This is a genomic window from Geobacillus sp. C56-T2 (genome assembly GCF_007829715.1).
Classification (GTDB): Bacteria; Bacillota; Bacilli; order Bacillales; family Anoxybacillaceae; genus Geobacillus; species Geobacillus icigianus.
This window is the reverse complement of sequence record NZ_VJWB01000001.1, coordinates 2,327,451-2,345,498: the sequence shown is the minus strand read 5'-3', so window position 1 is coordinate 2,345,498 and position 18,048 is coordinate 2,327,451. Positions and strand designations below refer to the sequence as shown.

The window sequence follows — 18,048 nt, the reverse complement described above, 5'->3', positions numbered from 1 at the left end:
TATGCCATTTGTCATTGAGTGGGTCACCAACATTATTTTGTTTTTGCTGTTTGCGGTGGTCATCGATTTTTTGCTGCCGTCCGGAACGATGCAAAAATATGTCAAAATGGCCATCGGGCTGCTGTTGTTGCTAGTGATGCTTACTCCGGTGTTGCGGCTGGCCTCGGTTGCGCCGGAACAGCTTGTCGCTTCGGCGCTGGCCCGCTTTTCCGGCGAGCAAACGGGGGAAGATGCCATAAAAAATGAAATCGAGCGGCAGAAAAAAGAAATACAAGCCTCGCAACGCGCATATATTTTAGAACAAATGGCTGTCCAGCTCGAAAACGACGTAAACGAGGAGTTGATGAAAAAGTATGGGTTGAAAGCCGACGTCAACGTTTCCGCTGAGCCAACAAGCGAAACTTGGCGCATGCCGGATGACATCCGGACGATTTCCGTCGTCCTTTCAAAGCAGCGGCCGGCCGGGACGGTGGAACCGGTCACGATCGACACGACAAAGCCGCCGGATTGGCCGGCGGGCGACGCCGCGCTGGCTGAGGAGGTGCGCTCGTTTCTCGCCGGACGCTGGGAAGTGGATGAACATAAAATTGATGTGCAATTCAGGGGGAGGGAATAGGGGGGATGCTGCCGTTTTTAAAGCGCCTCATTTCTTCACCGGCGAAGGACGAAGACGGGGGAGGGGGGGCGAAAAAGTCACCGTTTTCTTACATGGTCTTGCTGTTGCTGGCTGGCATCGTTTTTATGGCGGCGAGCCACTGGACGAACAGAGGGGGGGACGAGGCGACCCGCCCTTCCGCCATCAAGCCGTCTTCCTCGGCGGAGCCGGCGTTTCTAGCGAGCAAAGAGACGAAAGAAAAAGTGATTGCTGCCTATGAGGAACAGTACGAGAAAGAGTTAAAAGCGGCGCTTGAGTCGATCGAAGGGGTCGATGACGTCACTGTCGTCGTCAACATCGATTCGACGGAGCTCAAGCTGTTTGAGAAAAAGCGTTCCACAGAGCAGCAGACGACTGAGGAAAGCGATAAGGAAGGCGGAAAGCGGACGATTGAAAATCAGTCGACCAATGAAGAAGTGATCATCATTCGCAATGGCGAGGAGGAAACCCCGCTCGTTGTAGCCACAAAAAAGCCGGACATCCGCGGCGTGCTCGTTGTCGCCAAAGGAGCGGACAATTTGCAAATTAAAAAATGGATCGTCGAGGCGGTGACGCGCGTCTTAAACGTTCCGAGCTACCGCGTCGCTGTCTTGCCGAAAAAATGATGGGTAAGGGGAGGAGACCGGAATGTTGAAAAAGCAAACCGTTTGGCTGCTGACAATGTTGAGCTTGGTCGTTGTGCTGTCGGTCTATTATGTGACCGCGCCGAAAAACATGAACAACAGCCCGGCGTTCACTGCTGGCGAAAAAACAAAGAACACCGACGAGCCGAGCGTGGCGGTTGAGGAGACACAAAAGCCATCGGCCGCGAAAGAGACGGGCGATGACTTATTTACGGCGCTGCGCATGAAAATCGAGGATGAGCGGAGCCGCTTGCGCGATGAGTTGAACGCCATCGTCGCCTCAGCGAACGCCACGGCCGAGCAAAAGAACGAAGCGCTTAATAAAATTGAAAAGCTGCAGGCGCTCTCCGAAAAAGAAGCGACATTGGAAACGCTCATCAAATCGAAAGGCGGCTATGAAGACGTGCTCGTGCGCGCCGATGACAGCCAAGTGCGCGTGACGATCAAAGCGAAACAAAGCTCAGCGAAATCAGCGAACGAAATCATCCATATGGTGAAAAAGGAAATGCCCGATGCCGAATACGTGACGGTCGAGTTCCAGCCGGCCGGATGAACGCGCTGCTCTTTCTGGGCGGCTTCTTTTTTTTTGTAAAAGTCTTTCGTTTTCCTGACGGTTGTGTATATAATCGTTATGAATATGTTTGAATGCCTTTGCGGGGCAGGCTTCTTGACACTTGAAGAAAGGTGTGAGGAACGATGAAAATCCAAGAGATCCGCGAATTGATCCGCTTAATTGACCAATCTTCGATCGATGAATTTGTATACGAACAAGGTGAAACGAAAGTACATATGAAAAAAGCGGCGGCCGGGGTCGCCGTCACGCCGGCGGTTGCCTCGGCGCCCGCCGCCCAGCCCGCTCCCGCTGTGACGGTGTCGGCTCCCGCTGCCCCAGCGCCCGCCGCTATGCCTGTTCAGGCGGCTGCTGAAGCGCCGGCAACCGAGGCCGATCAGCCGGCCGTTTCGGCGGCGAAGCAGGCGAAAGAAGGAGCTTTTCATCAAATCACTTCGCCGATGGTCGGCACGTTCTACGCCGCCCCAGCGCCGGACAAGCCGCCGTATGTCAAGCCAGGCGACAAAGTGAAAAAAGATACAGTGGTGTGCATTATCGAAGCGATGAAGCTGTTTAACGAAATTGAGGCGGAAGTCGAAGGCGAAATTGTCGAGGTGCTCGTGCAAAACGGCCAGCTTGTCGAATACGGCCAGCCGCTGTTTTTAGTCAAGCCTGAGTAAGGAGAGAGAGCGATGATCAAAAAAGTATTAGTGGCGAATCGCGGGGAAATCGCCGTTCGCATCATTCGCGCTTGCCGCGAGCTCGGCATTGAGACGGTCGCCGTCTTCTCGCAAGCCGACCGCGACGCTTTGCACGTGCAGCTCGCCGATGAAGCCTACTGCATCGGACCGACCGCATCGAAAGACAGCTATTTGAATTTCACCAACATCATGAGCGTTGCCACGCTCACGGGTTGCGACGCCATTCATCCGGGCTACGGATTTTTGGCGGAAAACGAAGCGTTCGCCGAGCTGTGCCGCGAGTGCCACGTGACGTTCATCGGCCCGAGCCCGGAAGCCATCGCCAAAATGGGCATAAAAGATATTGCCCGCGAAACGATGCGCGAAGCCGGCGTGCCGATTGTGCCCGGATCGCGCGGAGTCATTGAAACTCTCGATGAGGCGCGGGCGATCGCCCAAGAGATCGGCTATCCGGTCATCATCAAAGCGACGGCCGGCGGCGGCGGGAAAGGGATTCGCGTCGCCCGCAACGAAGAGGAACTCATCAAAGGCATCAACATCACCCAGCAGGAAGCGGCGACGGCGTTCGGCAACCCCGGCGTCTATATTGAGAAATATATCGAAGATTTCCGCCATGTGGAAATTCAAGTGCTCGCCGATTCGTACGGGAACACGATCCACCTCGGTGAGCGCGACTGCTCGATTCAGCGCCGGCTGCAAAAACTCGTCGAAGAAGCGCCGTCGCCAGCGCTTGATGACGAGATGCGCCAAAAAATGGGCGAAGCGGCCGTCAAGGCGGCGAAAGCGGTCAACTACACCGGCGCCGGCACGGTCGAGTTCATTTATGACCATCGCCACCGACAATTTTACTTCATGGAGATGAATACGCGCATTCAAGTCGAGCATCCGGTCACCGAACTGATCACCGGCATCGATTTGGTGAAGGAACAAATCCGCATCGCCGCGGGCGAAAAGCTGTCGATCACCCAAGATGACGTTACGTTCAACGGCTGGGCGATCGAATGCCGCATCAATGCGGAAAATCCGGCGAAAAACTTTATGCCATCGCCGGGGAAAATCGCCATGTACTTGCCGCCCGGCGGACCGGGCGTGCGCGTCGATTCCGCCGCTTATCCCGGTTATACGATCCCGCCGTATTACGATTCGATGATCGCCAAGCTGATCGTCCACGCGCCGACGCGCGCGGAAGCGATCGCCCGCATGAGACGCGCGCTTTCGGAGTTTGTCATCGAAGGCATTCATACGACGATTCCGTTCCACATAAAATTAATGGAACATGAAAAGTTTCAAAGCGGCGAGTTTAATACGAAGTTTTTGGAGTTATATGATATTATGAAGGCAGAATAGGAGGTGCCTTATGTCGGAGCATATTTTTGAGACAGAACAAACGTATCCGGCGCTCGGCAAGGTGGAAATCGCCCCGGAAGTGATCGAGGTGATTGCCGGCATTGCCGCGTCGGAAGTGGAGGGCATCGCGCAAATGCGCGGCAATTTTGCCGCCGGCGTCGCCGAGCGGTTTGGAAAGAAACATCACGGCAAAGGAGTCAAAGTCGACCTGCGCGATGACGGCGTCATCATCGATCTGTATTGCCTCGTCCAGTTCGGTGCCTCCATTCCGAACGTGGCGAAAAAGGTGCAGGAAAACGTGCGCCAAGCGCTTTGGAACATGACGGGCCTCGAGGCGAACGAGGTGAACGTTCATATCGTCGGCATCCAGTTTGAAGCCGGCAAGCAGGAACCGGATGCGGTCGAACAATGAGAGCCAGGCGGCTGCCGAAAGAAGCAGCCGCCTTTTGTTTTTTTCGTCAAAGTTTGTTATTGTAATGAACGAGGCTGTGGCGCGGCGGGCGGACAAGCGAACGACCGATCGAAAAAAGGTGGTTTTTCCCGAAAAATATGATATCATTTCAATATAAATGTTCGTGTTTGTAAGGAGGGATGGCTATGAAGCGGCACGAAGCGCGCGAAAAGGCGCTGCAGGCGCTGTTCCAAATCGATGTCGGCCGCATTGCCCCGGAAGAGGCGCTGGCCAACGTCATTGGCGAAGAAGAAGTCGACCCGTTTTTGCGCCGGCTGGTCATGGGCGTTGTCGAGCATCGAGAAGAGATCGACGAGCTGCTGCGCGCCAATTTGGAAAAGTGGACGCTTGAGCGGGTGGCGAACGTGGATCGCGCCATTTTGCGCATGGCGACGTACGAAATGAAATACGTCGATGAAGTGCCGGTGAGCGTCAGCTTGGACGAAGCGGTGGAGCTGGCGAAAAAATTCGGCGACGGAAAATCGGGAAGTTTTGTCAACGGTGTGCTTTCCAAAGTGAAAGCAGCGCTGCAAACATGATAGCGGCCGCTTGGGCGGAAGAAGACGGAATGATGGACGAGGAGAGGAGAAGGGAGACCATGACAGCACAAATCATTAGCGGAACGGAAATGGCCAAGACGATTCGCGCCGCACTGGCGGAGGAGGTGGCGCAGCTGAAAGCGGCCGGCGTCGAGCCGGGGTTGGCGGTCGTTTTGGTCGGCGATGATCCGGCGTCACATTCCTATGTGAAAGGAAAACAAAAAGCGTGTGCCGAAGTCGGTATTCGTTCTTTTCTTTATTCGTTTCCGAAAACGGTCGATGAAAAGACGCTGTTGGCGCAAATTCGCGCCTTGAACGCCGATTCGGCGGTACACGGCATTTTGGTGCAGCTGCCGCTCCCGGAGCATATTCGCGAATGGTCGGTCATTGAAACGATCGCCCCGGAAAAAGATGTCGACGGGTTTCACCCGATCAACGTTGGAAAAATGATGATCGGCCAGCGCGCGTTTCTTCCTTGCACGCCGCATGGCGTTGTCGCGATGGTGAAGTCCGCTGGCATTGACATCGTTGGCAAACATGTCGTCGTCGTCGGCCGAAGCAACATCGTCGGCAAACCGGTTGGCCAGCTTTTTTTGCGCGAACACGCCACGGTGACGTACACTCATTCCAAAACAAACGATCTAGCGGCCATCACCCGCCAAGCTGATATTTTAATCGTCGCCGCCGGCAAGGCCCGCCTCATCGGACCAGAGCACGTCAAGCCGGGAGCGGTCGTCATTGATGTCGGCGTCAACCGGCTTGAAAATGGCAAACTGTGCGGCGACGTTGATTTTGAGGCGGTGAAAGAAGTGGCCGGCTATATTACGCCGGTGCCGGGCGGAGTCGGACCGATGACGATCACGATGCTTTTGCACAATACGATCGAAGCGGCCCGAGAGCTGGCTGCAAAGTGAGGGCAAGGATCCGTGGAAGTCAAATATGTCACGGTCGGGGCATTGACGAAGTACATCAAACGCAAGTTCGATGTCGATCCGCATTTGCGCGACTTATGGGTAAAAGGCGAGATTTCCAACTTTAAGCAGCATTCGCGCGGCCATATGTATTTTACGTTGAAAGACAGCCAAGGGCGCATTGCCGCCGTCATGTTTGCTGGCTACAACCAGCATTTGCCGTTTCGTCCTGAAGACGGGATGAACGTGCTCGCGCGCGGGGAAATTTCCGTCTATGAACCGAACGGCAACTATCAGCTGTATGTCAAAGAAATGCAGCCGGAAGGCGTTGGCAGCTTGTATTTGGCCTATGAACAGCTGAAGCAGCGGCTCGAGGCGGAAGGGCTGTTTGCGCCGGCCCATAAAAAGCCGCTTCCCGCCTTTCCGCGCTGCATCGGCGTTGTCACATCGCCGACCGGAGCGGCGGTGCGCGATATCATGACCACCATCCGCCGGCGCTATCCGTTGGCGAAAGTGATTTTATTTCCGGCGCTCGTCCAAGGGGAAGGAGCCGCCTCCTCGATTGCCCGCGCCATTGAGCGGGCCAACGAGTTCGGCGCGGTCGACGTCTTGATCGTCGGCCGCGGCGGCGGATCGATTGAAGAGTTATGGGCGTTCAATGAAGAAATGGTCGCGCGCGCCATTTTCGCTTCCCGGGTGCCGATCATTTCAGCGGTCGGCCATGAGACCGATTTTACGATCGCTGATTTTGTCGCCGATTTGCGCGCGCCGACGCCGACCGCCGCCGCCGAACTGGCGGTGCCGCACGTCGGTGAGTTGGCGGAGCGGCTCGCGGAGCGGAAATGGCGGCTCATCCGCGCCATGAAGGAACGGCTCGCCGCCGGCCGAGAACGGCTTGATCGTCTGCAAGCGTCGTACGCGTTTCGCTACCCGAAACGGTTGTACGAGCAAAAGGAGCAGCAGTTCGATGCCTTGCTTGAGCGGCTTCACCGTCAGCGCCGATCGTATGTCGACGAGAAGCATCGACAGCTGCGCGAGCTTGACTTGCGGTTATGGCGCCATCATCCGGCGGCGGAGCTTGAACGGGTAAAAGAGCGGCAAATCGCGGCCGCCACCGCGTTGAAAAAAGCGATGCGGTCGGCGTTAGAGCGCCATGCGTTCCGCTTTCGCTCCAATCTCGCCCGGCTCGAAGCGCTCAGCCCGCTTCGCGTCATGGAACGCGGCTATAGTTTGGTGTACAATGAGCGAGGGGAGCTTGTCAAACGGCTCAGCCAGCTTGCTGTCGGCGAACGTCTGTCAGTTCGAGTTCAAGATGGACGGGTGAACTGCCAAGTCATGGGAGTGGAGGAGAAACGCGATGAGTGAAGAAAAAGAGCTGACGTTTGAAGAAGCGATGAAGCAGCTTGAAGCGATCGTGGAAAAACTCGAAGAAGGAAATGTGCCGCTTGAGGAGGCCATCGCCTTTTTTCAAGAAGGAATGAAACTATCGAAACTATGCCACGACAAACTGCAGCAGGTGGAAAACAAGCTCGAGTATTTGCTGCGCGAAGACGGCGAGCTCGTGCCTTTTTCGCCGGAGGAGGAGTAACGGGTGGAGCAGCGGGAGATTGAACAGTTTTTAAACGGGCAAAAGCGGGCGGTTGAGGAGACGCTTTCCCGTTATATGGCGCGCCTCCGCGGGCCGGAGACGCTCAGGCGGGCGATGGCGTACTCGCTCGAGGCCGGAGGCAAACGCATTCGTCCGCTTTTATTGTTGGCGACCGTGCAGGCGCTTGGCAAAGATCCCGCCCTTGGTCTGCCGGTTGCCGCGGCGGTGGAAATGATTCATACGTATTCGCTCATTCACGACGACTTGCCGAGCATGGACAATGATGATTTGCGGCGCGGCAAACCGACGAATCATAAAGTGTTTGGCGAGGCGATGGCGATTTTGGCTGGCGATGCGCTGCTGACGTACGCCTTTCAGCTGATCGCCGAAATCGATGACGATCGCATTTCCCCTCCCATCCGCCTTCAGCTCATCGAACAGCTCGCGCAAGCGGCGGGCCCGGAAGGCATGGTGGCCGGACAGGTCGCCGATATGGAAGGGGAAGGGAAAACGCTTTCGCTTGCGGAACTGGAGTATATCCACCGGCATAAAACCGGGAAAATGCTGCAATACAGCGTGCGTGCCGGAGCGCTCATCGGCGGCGCCAGCACCGAGCAGCAGCGCGAGCTTGAGGCTTTTGCCGACCACTTAGGCCTCGCGTTTCAAATTCGCGATGATATTCTCGACATTGAAGGGGCCGAGGAAAAAATCGGAAAACGAGTCGGCAGCGACCGCGACAACAACAAGGCGACGTATCCGGGTCTTCTCACGCTCGCGGGTGCGAAACAAACGCTGCGGGTTCACATCGAAGAAGCGCAGCGCCATTTGCGGCAAGCGAAGGTGAATGGCGCCGCGCTCGCCTACATTTGCGAGCTTGTCGCAGCGCGCGACCATTGACACAGGGCGGCGGCCTTTCCTGTTCGATCAGGGCGAGGCGGCCGCTTTGTTTGTTGTTGGCGATGATCACGGGATAGCTTGACGGAAACGGCGGCGCTTAGCGGCAAAAGTCGATTTTTCGCGCCTGATCATGTATAATAATACTACCTGTATCATAGAAGAACCGGGCCGAAAAACGACGAAACGAAAGCGAGTGATCTTGGTTGGACGTAACAAAAATTGACCATCCGCGCGTCGTGAAAACGATGTCCATCTCCGAACTGAAACAATTGAGCGCCGACATCCGGCGGTTTTTAATTGAAAAGCTGTCGAAAACCGGCGGGCATATCGGTCCGAATTTAGGCGTCGTGGAGTTGACGATCGCCCTCCATCGGGAGTTTGACAGCCCGAAGGACAAGCTCATTTGGGATGTCGGCCATCAGTCATACGTGCATAAAATTTTGACCGGGCGCGCTGCCGAGTTTGATACGCTCCGGCAATACAAAGGGCTGTCCGGGTTTCCGAAGCGAAGTGAAAGCGAGCACGACGTGTGGGAAACAGGCCATAGCTCGACATCGCTGTCAGCGGCGATGGGAATGGCCATCGCCCGCGACTTAAAAGGAACCAATGAATACATCGTCCCGATTATCGGCGACGGGGCGCTCACCGGCGGCATGGCGCTGGAGGCGCTCAACCATATCGGCCATGAAAAAACGGATATGATCGTCATTTTAAACGATAATGAAATGTCGATCGCCCCGAACGTCGGTGCGCTGCATAACGTTCTTGGCCGGCTGCGCACCGCCGGCAAATACCAATGGGTGAAAGATGAGCTCGAGCTGCTGCTCAAGCGTATCCCGGCGGTGGGCGGCAAGCTGGCAGCAACGGCCGAACGGCTGAAAGACAGCTTGAAATATTTGCTCGTTTCCGGTGTTTTTTTTGAAGAGCTCGGGTTCACGTATTTGGGGCCGGTCGACGGTCACGATTTTGAAGACTTGCTCGAGAATTTGCGCTATGCAAAAAAAATGAAGGGCCCGGTGCTCGTGCATGTGATCACAAAGAAAGGGAAAGGCTACAGCCCGGCGGAAAATGACAAAATCGGAACGTGGCACGGAACGGGGCCATACAAAATCGAAACCGGCACGTTTGTCAAAACGAAGGAAGCCGGCCCGTCTTGGAGCGCGTTGGTCAGCGAAACGGTGCGCCGGCTCGCTCGCACCGATCCGCGCATTGTCGCCATTACCCCGGCCATGCCAGTCGGCTCGAAGTTGGAAGGGTTTGCAAGCGAGTTTCCGGATCGGATGTTTGATGTCGGCATTGCCGAACAGCACGCGACGACGCTGGCGGCCGGGCTGGCGACGCAAGGGATGAAGCCGTTTTTGGCCATTTATTCAACGTTTTTGCAGCGCGCGTACGACCAAGTCGTTCACGACGTCTGTCGGCAAAACTTAAACGTCTTTTTCGCCATCGACCGGGCCGGATTGGTCGGCGCTGACGGCGAAACGCACCAAGGGGTGTTTGATATCGCGTTTTTGCGCCATGTGCCGAACTTAGTGTTGATGATGCCAAAAGACGAAAACGAAGGTCAGCACATGGTGTATACGGCTATCCGCTATGACGGCGGGCCGATCGCCATGCGGTTCCCGCGCGGCAACGGACTTGGCGTGCCGCTTGACGAGGAGCTGAAAGAAATTCCGATCGGGACGTGGGAAGTGTTGCGCGACGGTCATGACGCGGCGATTTTGACGTTTGGCACGACGGTTTCGATGGCGCTCGAGGCCGCCGAAGAGCTGGCGAAAGACGGAATGTCTGTCAAAGTGGTGAACGCTCGTTTTATCAAACCGATGGATGAGACGATGCTTCACGATCTGCTTGAGCGTCGCCTGCCGATTTTAACGGTCGAAGAGGCGGTGCTGCAAGGCGGGTTTGGCAGTGCGGTCTTGGAGTTTGCCCATGATCATGGCTATCACGGAGCGGTCATCGAGCGGATGGGGATTCCCGACCGCTTTATCGAGCACGGCAGCGTTGGCGAGCTGCTCCGGGAAATCGGGCTGACGGCGGCTCATATCGTCGACCGGATCAAAACGATGGCGCCAAGAAAACAGAAAAGGGCTTGAAGACGATGAAGGAAAGAAAAGAACGAATCGATGTGCTGCTCGTGGAACGAGGGTTGGCGGAAACGCGGGAAAAAGCGAAGCGGGCGGTCATGGCCGGGCTCGTCTATGCGAACGGCGTCCGGCTCGAAAAACCGGGGGAAAAGGTGCCGGCCGACATCCCGCTCGAGGTGAAGGGCAATCCGCTCCCGTATGTCAGCCGCGGCGGTTTGAAACTGGAGAAGGCGCTGCGCGACTTTCAAATCGATATCGAAAACAAAATCGTTCTCGATATCGGGGCGTCAACGGGAGGGTTTACCGACTGCGCCTTGCAGCATGGGGCGAGGCTGTCGTATGCCGTGGACGTCGGCTACAACCAGCTCGCTTGGAAGCTTCGCCAAGACGAGCGCGTTGTCGTGATGGAGCGGACCAACTTTCGTTACGTGACGCCCGACTTGTTTACAAAGGGGCTGCCGGAAGTGGCCGTCATTGATGTATCATTTATTTCCCTTCGCCTCATTTTGCCGGTTGTCAAAACGGTACTCGTGCCCGGCGGCGATGTCGTCGCCCTTGTCAAACCCCAGTTTGAAGCCGGCAAGGAACACGTCGGCAAAAAAGGCATCGTCCGCGACCCCCGCATTCATCAAGACGTGTTGGAATCGATCGTTCGCTTTGCTTGCCAGCAAGGATTTGACGTCGTTCATCTGTCGTATTCGCCGATCACCGGTGGTGACGGCAACATTGAGTTTTTGCTGCACGCCGTCTATCCCGGTGAAGACCGAGAGGGAGAAAACCGCCTGGCAGCGCCGATCGCGGATGTGGTGAGCGAGGCGCACGCCTGTTTGCGCGCTGGAGAGGTGCAGGGAAGCGGCCAGTAGGCGGGCTACAGAACCGGTTTCATCGCGGAAAGAGCAGGAGGTGGCCGAATGTGAACAAAGGACAAAGGCATATTAAAATTCGCGAAATCATTATGAACAACGACATCGAGACGCAGGACGAGCTCGTTGACCGGCTGAGGGAAGCCGGCTTTCGCGTGACGCAAGCAACCGTCTCGCGCGATATTAAAGAGATGCAGCTTGTCAAGGTGCCGATGGCCAACGGACGGTACAAATACAGCCTGCCGTCTGACCAGCGCTTCAATCCGCTGCAAAAGCTGAAGCGGGCGCTTGTCGATGTGTTTGTCAAGCTCGATGGGGCGGGCAATTTGCTCGTGTTGCGAACGCTGCCGGGCAACGCCCATGCCATCGGCGTCCTGCTCGATCATTTGGATTGGAACGAAATCGTCGGAACGATTTGCGGTGACGATACGTGCCTCATTATTTGCCGGACGTCGAAAGACGCGAACAAAGTATCCCGCCAGCTGCTTTCCATGCTCTAAAAGGTTGGTGAAAAACCGCTGTTTGCCTTGGTCGATGATGGAACGCGTGAACATAGAAGCTGATGCAACCAGTTTTTCTACTTGAGAAACGATTCCAAGAAGCGGTTGCGTGAGTCAATCACCGGCCCCCTAAAAAGCCGTTGATGAGACGAATGTTCGAAGCGATCGGTTCACCGATTCGAACATATGTGCTATAATGGGTAGGGAGAACGGATCGGACAGGCAAGGAGTGATGGAATGCTCGCGGAACTGTCGATTAAAAATTTTGCCATTATCGAGTCGCTTTCGCTGTCGTTCGACAAAGGACTGACCGTGTTGACCGGGGAAACCGGAGCGGGCAAATCGATCATCATCGATGCGATTCATCTGCTGATCGGCGGCCGCGGTTCCGCCGAATTCGTCCGCTTCGGCGCGGAAAAGGCAGAGATCGAAGGGCTGTTTTTGCTTGACGATGACCGCCATCCGTGCTGCCAAACATGCGCCGATGCCGGCATTGATGTGAGCGACGGAATGGTGGTGCTGCGTCGCGACATCTTGGCCAATGGAAAAAGCGTCTGCCGCATCAACGGCAAACTGGTGACGACGGCGACCTTGCGCGAAATCGGGGCGACGTTGGTGGACATCCACGGTCAGCACGAACATCAAGAGCTGATGGACCCGGCGCGCCATCTGCCGCTGCTCGACGAATTTGGCGGCGCTGAAACGGCGGCGGCGCTCGCCGCTTACCGCGCTGTATATGAGCGGTACGAAACATTGGTGAAAAAAATCAAAAAACTGAGTGAAAACGAACAGCAAATGGCGCATCGTCTCGATTTGCTGACGTTTCAGCTGCGCGAAATCGAGCAGGCGGCGCTCGAGCCGGGCGAAGACGAACGGCTGATGGAAGAGAAAGTGCGCATCGCCAACTTCCAAAAAATTTACACGGCGATCCAGCGAAGCTATGAAGCGCTAGCCGGCGAGGGCCGCGGTCTCGATTCGATCGGGGAAGCGATGCGCCAGCTCGCCGATGTCGCCGCCATGGACGCCGCCCTCAAAGAGGCGCACGATGCGACCGCGAACAGCTACTATTTGCTCGAAGAGGTCCTGTACAAGCTGCGCGATCAGCTCGAGGAACTCGAGTATGACCCGCTGCGGCTCGATGCCATTGAAAGCCGCCTCGCCGACATTCAACAACTGAAGCGGAAATACGGGGCGACGATCGCCGACATTTTGCAATATGCTGAGACGATCGCCGAAGAAATCGAAGCGATCGAAAACCGCGAAACGCATGTGCACGAGCTCGAGCGGCAGCTGGCTGTGGTAACCGATGAATTGCTCGCCGAGGCGAAGCGGCTGACCAACGTGCGGCAGGCGCACGCCCGGCAGTTGTGCGAGCGCATTCACCAAGAGCTGAAAGACTTGTATATGGACAAAACGAAGTTTGACATCGTTTTTGCGAAGCGGGAAGGCCCGCTTGACGCCCCGCTGGTCGACGGCGTGCCGGTCAAGTTTCACGAAGACGGCGTCGACGTTGTCGAGTTTTACCTTTCCACGAACGTCGGCGAACCGCTGAAACCGCTCGCGAAAGTGGCTTCCGGCGGCGAGCTGTCGCGCATCATGCTCGCCCTAAAAACGATTTTTTCCAAGCATCAAGGCGTCACATCGATCATTTTCGATGAAGTCGATACCGGGGTGAGTGGCCGCGTCGCCCAAGCGATGGCGGAAAAAATTTACCGCATCGCCAACCAGTCGCAAGTGCTGTGCATTTCGCACTTGCCTCAAGTCGCGGCGATGGCCGACACCCATTTGCTGATCGCCAAGGAAACGGACGGGGAGCGGACGAAAACGGTCGTGAGAAAGCTGGATGAAGAAGAAAAAGTGAAAGAGATCGGCCGCATGATTTCCGGCGTGGAGATGACGGAATTGACGAAACGGCACGCCAAAGAGCTGCTCGAATTGGCGGCGAAAATGAAACAATAAGCCGCCCGGCGAGGAGGGGAATTCACGTTGAAATGCCCGGTCAAGGGCGAAAAACAAAGAAAGGCCCGGCTTTTGGTCGTTTGATGCGGGCCGGCTTTGGACGTGCGAGCTGCCCGGATGCAACATCCATTCCGGGCAGCTTTTTTATGTCGGCGGCGATTATATTTTCCCCCGTTCAGGCAAAATTAAAACTGTAACCGTTTTTGCATGGTGTAGGCGGGAGCGAGGAGAGTGAACGACATTGAAGAAAGAGATGGCGCGAACAATCGCAGGAGTGCTGCTCCTTGGCATCATAGCGGCCATCGGGTTGTCCAAGCCGATGAAGGAATATTGGCAAATCCCGAAACAGCTTGTTCTGTTTGAAGGCGATGCGGTCAAATGGAACACCGCCTCCCTTCCAGCGCAAGCGGCCGTGAATGTGCAAAACGCTCCCGAAACGCTCGAAGTCGAGCAGAAAAACGGTTCATTGGCAGTCAAGGCGAAACGGCGCGGACAAGGAACAATGGTGCTTGAAGTCGCCGGGATGCCGATTAAGCAAGTGGATGTCAAGGTGCTGCCGACGCTCAAAGTCATTCCCGGCGGGCAATCGATCGGCGTCAAGCTCAATACGGTCGGCGTTCTTGTCGTCGGCTACCATCTTGTTGAAACCGACCATGGAAAACAATCGCCGGGCGAAGCGGCCGGCATCCAAGTCGGCGACATCATTACCGGCATCAATGGCCAAAAAATTGAAAACATGAGCGACCTCTCCCCTTTCATTGAGGAAGCCGGAAAAACAGGAAAACCGCTTCATCTGCAAATCCTGCGCGATCAGCACGCCATGACGGCGAAGCTCGTTCCGCTGAAAGACAAACACGATGGTGTCTACCGCATCGGCCTCTATATCCGCGATTCAGCCGCCGGCATCGGAACGATGACGTTTTATGATCCGAAGTCGAAAACGTACGGGGCGCTTGGCCACGTCATTTCCGACATGGACACGAAAAAGCCGATCGTTGTCCAAAATGGGCAAATCATGCGCTCGACCGTCACCTCGATTGAAAAAGGAACGAGCGGGAATCCCGGTGAAAAATTGGCCCGCTTTGCCGACGGGGAGGAAGTGATCGGCACCATCACCGTCAACAGCCCATTCGGTATTTTCGGCAAACTGACGAAACCGCTGCCGGATGGCCCGATCACCAAGCCGATTCCTGTCGCTTTGGCGAGTCAAGTGAAGGAAGGGCCAGCGAAAATGCTGACGGTGGTCGAAAACGACAAAGTCGAACAGTTTGACGTGGAAATTGTCAGCACCATTCCGCAGAAATTTCCGGCGACCAAAGGCCTCGTGATTCGCGTCACTGACCCGCGTTTGTTGAAGAAAACAGGGGGAATCGTCCAAGGGATGAGCGGCAGCCCGATTATCCAAGACGGCAAACTTGTCGGCGCCGTCACGCACGTGTTCGTCAATGACCCGACATCCGGCTACGGCGTCCATATCGAATGGATGCTTCAGCAGGCAGGAATCGATCTATATGGCAACCAAAAGAAAGCGAGCTGACGATCGTCGGCTCGCTTTTTGTCGCGGCTTGCCCAACCGCCCGGCTGTGCGAAGGACAAGTGAAAAAAAGAAAAAACGAGCAAAAATATGGCCATTTTTGCATAGATATTTGGTGAAACATCCGTTAGAATGGAGGTGGGATCACGATTTTTCGACAAACGTCTTTTTTCGAAAAACGAACATTGTCTAATCGACCCGTTTTTTGTTATAATTTTATTTTCAAAAAAATAAAAGGATTTTCCGTTGTTGTTGTCGAATGTACGTTAACGGAATGCTACATAGCAACAAAATGCGGGGGAGGACGATTCATTTGAGCATTAAAGTGTGCATTGCCGACGATAACCGGGAACTGGTGACATTGCTTGATGAATATATTTCCAGTCAAGCGGACATGGAAGTGATTGGAACGGCATACAACGGCCAAGAATGCTTGCGCATGCTGGAGGAAAAACGGCCTGACATGTTGCTTCTCGACATCATTATGCCGCATTTGGACGGGTTGGCGGTGCTCGAGAAAATTCGCACCCATTTCGAACATCAGCCGAACGTGATTATGCTGACGGCGTTCGGGCAAGAGGACGTCACGAAAAAGGCGGTGGAACTTGGCGCCTCCTATTTCATTTTAAAGCCATTTGATATGGAAAACTTAGTCCATCATATCCGGCAAATTCACGGCAAAACGACCCCGATCGTCAAAAAGTCGCTGTCAGCGTACCAAACGCGCGACAATAAGCCGAAAAACTTGGACGCGAGCATTACGAGCATCATTCATGAAATCGGTGTTCCCGCCCATATTAAAGGCTATTTGTATTTGCGTGAAGCGATCGCGATGGTGTATCACGATATCGAACTGCTTGGCTCCATTACGAAAGTGTTGTATCCGGACATCGCCAAAAAATACAATACGACCGCCAGCCGCGTTGAACGCGCCATCCGTCACGCGATTGAAGTCGCTTGGAGCCGCGGCAACCTCGAATCGATTTCCTCGCTCTTTGGCTATACGGTGAGCGTTTCGAAAGCCAAGCCGACCAACTCGGAATTCATCGCCATGGTGGCCGATAAGCTGCGGCTTGAGCATAAGGCGTCGTAAGCGGCGAGGGGAAAACGGCGCGGCATCGTCAAGGCGCCCCATCCGTGGGGGGCGCCTTTTCTTGCAGAGGAACCGACTATGTTTTCGTCCATCGTTGCCCGAGCGGATTGCAAACGTACAGAACCGGCCCGAGGAACCGAATGTGTTTTTGCTCATCGCGTTGCCCGAACGGATCGCAAACGTACAGAACCGGTACGAGGAACCGAATGCGTTTTTTGCCCATCGTTGCCCAAGCCGAGCCGCTGCACCGCCGCTTGGTGGCAGGCCTACGCGGCACCGCCGGCTTCGTTTGGAAGAGCGAAACGGTTAGGAGGAACCGGATCGTTTTTCTTTTTGCTCCCATTCACGCAGTTTGTTTATGAGAATGTGCGGCGGCATATGCATGATCTGCTCGATCGGCACGCCGAGCACCTTGGCCAGCTTTTGCGCCGTTTCCAGCGAAATTCGTAATGGCTGCATCATCTCACCTCATTCGTTCATATGTATGACAATAGTATAACGGATCACTGCCCGTTTCGGCCAGCTTGTTGGCTGACGGGCGAATGAATGCGAAAGGAAGGAAACGAATGACCTTGATTTTTGCCCATCGGGGAGCGGCAGGCACACACCCGGAAAATACGATGGTGGCGTTTATCGAGGCGGCAAACGTGGGAGCGGACGGCATTGAACTCGATGTGCAGCTCACCAAGGACGGCGAAGTGGTCGTCATTCACGATGAAACGGTCGACCGAACGACGGACGGAAGCGGCTGGGTGAAAGACATGACGTACCGCGAACTGCGGGCGCTGAACGCGGCGGCCACATGGCGGGGGCGGTATGGTCATTGCCCCATTCCTCATTTGGAAGAAGTGTTGGCGTGGTTGGCGCCCACTCCGCTGGCCGTCAACATCGAGTTGAAAAACAGCTTGATCGCTTACGAAAAGCTCGAGCAAAAAACGATTGCCCTCGTGCGCCGCTACGGGCTTGAGAAGCGGACGATTTTGTCATCGTTCAACCATAACAGCATGCGCCTTTGTCGAGAGCTGGCTCCCGACATGGAGACGGCGCTTTTGTCGATCGACCCGCTCCATGATCCATGGACGTATGTGCGAGTCATGAAAGCGGATGGCTTGCATCCTCATTATCGAACCGTCACGGCGAAATGGGCGGCGGAAGCGCGGCAGCGTGGGGTGGCGGTGCGCCCGTTTACGGTGAATAAGCGAAACGCGATGAAAACGATGTTTTCCTATGGCGTTGACGCCATCTTCACCGACTACCCGCAACAGGCGAAGCAATGGAAAGAGGAAACGCCTTGACTCGATGCGCACGGCCATCCGGGCGGCCATTTGCAAAGCAGCAAGCAAAGCGACGGAGGGAGGAAACGCCTTGACCGAAGAGGTAAGGCGTTTTTTTTTGCCTCTCTCAACGAGTGTTGCGGCGGCGCTGGAAACGCGTCTGCACTTTGTTCCGCTTTCGGTCATGATGCAATACAAATCCGCCGATAAACGCCAGTCCGGCGGCAAACAGCAAAAATCCTGCGAAAAATTGCAGCCATAAAAGCGCGAACGGCGGATCGCTGATGCCGAACAACGCATCGCGCATCCATTTAATGCCAAGCGCCGCGCCAAGGCCAGGAATGACTAAAATCAACAGCGCCATGATTCGCTCCATCGCGATCGCATTCCTTTCCGACAAAATGGACTTTATCGATTATCATAACGGTTATCCCCGATTTGTCAAGGAAAGAGGAAATCAAGTATGATAAAAGTGT

20 protein-coding genes are annotated in these 18,048 nt (G+C 55.4%); 18 read left to right on the top strand and 2 right to left on the bottom strand.

The genetic code is table 11. The features are described 5' to 3' along the window. Position 1: 1 nt before the first annotated feature. The 17 genes from spoIIIAF (at position 2) to spo0A (ending at position 16,298) form a co-directional block, all read left to right on the top strand. Entirely contained in the window at positions 2-616 is a 615-nt protein-coding gene (spoIIIAF, locus tag GC56T2_RS11680) for a stage III sporulation protein AF (protein WP_033844165.1), read from the top strand. A 5-nt stretch (positions 617-621) separates the two neighbouring features. Continuing rightward, entirely contained in the window at positions 622-1,260 is a 639-nt protein-coding gene (spoIIIAG, locus tag GC56T2_RS11675) for a stage III sporulation protein AG (RefSeq protein WP_144975367.1), read from the top strand. 22 nt (positions 1,261-1,282) lie between these two features. Next, a complete protein-coding gene (locus tag GC56T2_RS11670) occupies positions 1,283-1,831 on the top strand; it encodes a SpoIIIAH-like family protein (RefSeq protein WP_033019340.1) in 549 nt (182 codons plus the stop codon). 143 nt (positions 1,832-1,974) lie between these two features. After that, positions 1,975-2,508: an acetyl-CoA carboxylase biotin carboxyl carrier protein gene (gene accB, locus GC56T2_RS11665; protein ID WP_144975365.1), complete on the top strand. Its 534-nt coding sequence runs from the start codon at positions 1,975-1,977 to the stop codon at positions 2,506-2,508. A 12-nt stretch (positions 2,509-2,520) separates the two neighbouring features. Then, positions 2,521-3,876 carry an acetyl-CoA carboxylase biotin carboxylase subunit gene (gene accC / locus GC56T2_RS11660; protein ID WP_144975363.1) on the top strand — a complete coding sequence of 452 codons (1,356 nt, stop codon included), beginning with the start codon at positions 2,521-2,523 and terminating at the stop codon, positions 3,874-3,876. A 10-nt stretch (positions 3,877-3,886) separates the two neighbouring features. Beyond that, positions 3,887-4,288, top strand: coding sequence for an Asp23/Gls24 family envelope stress response protein (locus tag GC56T2_RS11655; RefSeq protein ID WP_033844160.1), 402 nt, complete (start codon positions 3,887-3,889; stop codon positions 4,286-4,288). 185 nt (positions 4,289-4,473) lie between these two features. Beyond that, positions 4,474-4,866 carry a transcription antitermination factor NusB gene (nusB, locus tag GC56T2_RS11650; protein WP_033019347.1) on the top strand — a complete coding sequence of 131 codons (393 nt, stop codon included), beginning with the start codon at positions 4,474-4,476 and terminating at the stop codon, positions 4,864-4,866. 59 nt (positions 4,867-4,925) lie between these two features. After that, the gene (folD, locus tag GC56T2_RS11645; RefSeq protein ID WP_144975361.1) at positions 4,926-5,780 is read left to right on the top strand and encodes a bifunctional methylenetetrahydrofolate dehydrogenase/methenyltetrahydrofolate cyclohydrolase FolD; all 855 of its coding nucleotides are present in this window, start codon (positions 4,926-4,928) and stop codon (positions 5,778-5,780) included. A gap of 12 nt (positions 5,781-5,792) precedes the next feature. Then, positions 5,793-7,142, top strand: coding sequence for an exodeoxyribonuclease VII large subunit (gene xseA / locus GC56T2_RS11640; protein ID WP_144975359.1), 1,350 nt, complete (start codon positions 5,793-5,795; stop codon positions 7,140-7,142). Further along, a complete protein-coding gene (locus tag GC56T2_RS11635; protein ID WP_033019355.1) occupies positions 7,135-7,365 on the top strand; it encodes an exodeoxyribonuclease VII small subunit in 231 nt (76 codons plus the stop codon). The genes xseA and GC56T2_RS11635 overlap by 8 nt, the downstream gene beginning before the upstream one ends. Positions 7,366-7,368: 3 nt before the next feature. Further along, positions 7,369-8,262 (top strand): polyprenyl synthetase family protein, encoded by an 894-nt coding sequence (locus GC56T2_RS11630; RefSeq protein ID WP_144975357.1) that lies wholly within the window; start codon positions 7,369-7,371, stop codon positions 8,260-8,262. Between the two features lie 203 nt (positions 8,263-8,465). Continuing rightward, a complete protein-coding gene (gene dxs, locus GC56T2_RS11625; RefSeq protein WP_144975355.1) occupies positions 8,466-10,358 on the top strand; it encodes a 1-deoxy-D-xylulose-5-phosphate synthase in 1,893 nt (630 codons plus the stop codon). A gap of 5 nt (positions 10,359-10,363) precedes the next feature. After that, positions 10,364-11,212, top strand: coding sequence for a TlyA family RNA methyltransferase (locus tag GC56T2_RS11620; RefSeq protein ID WP_033019360.1), 849 nt, complete (start codon positions 10,364-10,366; stop codon positions 11,210-11,212). A gap of 50 nt (positions 11,213-11,262) precedes the next feature. Further along, a complete protein-coding gene (ahrC, locus tag GC56T2_RS11615; RefSeq protein WP_033019362.1) occupies positions 11,263-11,712 on the top strand; it encodes a transcriptional regulator AhrC/ArgR in 450 nt (149 codons plus the stop codon). Between the two features lie 237 nt (positions 11,713-11,949). Then, entirely contained in the window at positions 11,950-13,671 is a 1,722-nt protein-coding gene (gene recN / locus GC56T2_RS11610) for a DNA repair protein RecN (RefSeq protein WP_144975353.1), read from the top strand. Positions 13,672-13,912: 241 nt separating this feature from the next. Beyond that, a complete protein-coding gene (spoIVB, locus tag GC56T2_RS11605; RefSeq protein ID WP_144975351.1) occupies positions 13,913-15,208 on the top strand; it encodes a SpoIVB peptidase in 1,296 nt (431 codons plus the stop codon). 289 nt (positions 15,209-15,497) lie between these two features. Beyond that, a complete protein-coding gene (gene spo0A / locus GC56T2_RS11600; RefSeq protein ID WP_172706119.1) occupies positions 15,498-16,298 on the top strand; it encodes a sporulation transcription factor Spo0A in 801 nt (266 codons plus the stop codon). 306 nt (positions 16,299-16,604) lie between these two features. On the opposite strand, the gene GC56T2_RS11595 is transcribed toward spo0A, so the two are convergent. Further along, complete coding sequence (locus GC56T2_RS11595) at positions 16,605-16,757, bottom strand: YycC family protein (protein WP_144975347.1); 153 nt, start codon at positions 16,755-16,757, stop codon at positions 16,605-16,607. Between the two features lie 107 nt (positions 16,758-16,864). Here GC56T2_RS11595 and GC56T2_RS11590 point away from each other — a divergent pair, with 107 nt between their 5' ends. Then, entirely contained in the window at positions 16,865-17,593 is a 729-nt protein-coding gene (locus GC56T2_RS11590) for a glycerophosphodiester phosphodiesterase (RefSeq protein ID WP_144975345.1), read from the top strand. A 106-nt stretch (positions 17,594-17,699) separates the two neighbouring features. Here the strand turns inward: GC56T2_RS11590 and GC56T2_RS11585 are convergent, their stop codons facing one another. Continuing rightward, positions 17,700-17,948 (bottom strand): DUF2627 domain-containing protein, encoded by a 249-nt coding sequence (locus GC56T2_RS11585; RefSeq protein WP_144975343.1) that lies wholly within the window; start codon positions 17,946-17,948, stop codon positions 17,700-17,702. Positions 17,949-18,048 lie beyond the last annotated feature (100 nt).

Excerpts from the sequence above, each read along its gene's own strand:
- spoIIIAF (WP_033844165.1), top strand. The coding sequence starts at position 2 with ATGCCATTTGTCATTGAGTGGGTCACCAACATTATTTTGTTTTTGCTG.
- spoIIIAG (WP_144975367.1), top strand. The coding sequence starts at position 622 with ATGCTGCCGTTTTTAAAGCGCCTCATTTCTTCACCGGCGAAGGACGAA.
- GC56T2_RS11670 (WP_033019340.1), top strand. The coding sequence starts at position 1,283 with ATGTTGAAAAAGCAAACCGTTTGGCTGCTGACAATGTTGAGCTTGGTC.
- accB (WP_144975365.1), top strand. The coding sequence starts at position 1,975 with ATGAAAATCCAAGAGATCCGCGAATTGATCCGCTTAATTGACCAATCT.
- accC (WP_144975363.1), top strand. The coding sequence starts at position 2,521 with ATGATCAAAAAAGTATTAGTGGCGAATCGCGGGGAAATCGCCGTTCGC.
- GC56T2_RS11655 (WP_033844160.1), top strand. The coding sequence starts at position 3,887 with ATGTCGGAGCATATTTTTGAGACAGAACAAACGTATCCGGCGCTCGGC.
- nusB (WP_033019347.1), top strand. The coding sequence starts at position 4,474 with ATGAAGCGGCACGAAGCGCGCGAAAAGGCGCTGCAGGCGCTGTTCCAA.
- folD (WP_144975361.1), top strand. The coding sequence starts at position 4,926 with ATGACAGCACAAATCATTAGCGGAACGGAAATGGCCAAGACGATTCGC.
- GC56T2_RS11635 (WP_033019355.1), top strand. The coding sequence starts at position 7,135 with ATGAGTGAAGAAAAAGAGCTGACGTTTGAAGAAGCGATGAAGCAGCTT.
- GC56T2_RS11620 (WP_033019360.1), top strand. The coding sequence starts at position 10,364 with ATGAAGGAAAGAAAAGAACGAATCGATGTGCTGCTCGTGGAACGAGGG.
- recN (WP_144975353.1), top strand. The coding sequence starts at position 11,950 with ATGCTCGCGGAACTGTCGATTAAAAATTTTGCCATTATCGAGTCGCTT.
- spo0A (WP_172706119.1), top strand. The coding sequence starts at position 15,498 with ATGCGGGGGAGGACGATTCATTTGAGCATTAAAGTGTGCATTGCCGAC.
- GC56T2_RS11595 (WP_144975347.1), bottom strand. The coding sequence starts at position 16,757 with ATGCAGCCATTACGAATTTCGCTGGAAACGGCGCAAAAGCTGGCCAAG.
- GC56T2_RS11590 (WP_144975345.1), top strand. The coding sequence starts at position 16,865 with ATGACCTTGATTTTTGCCCATCGGGGAGCGGCAGGCACACACCCGGAA.
- GC56T2_RS11585 (WP_144975343.1), bottom strand. The coding sequence starts at position 17,948 with ATGGAGCGAATCATGGCGCTGTTGATTTTAGTCATTCCTGGCCTTGGC.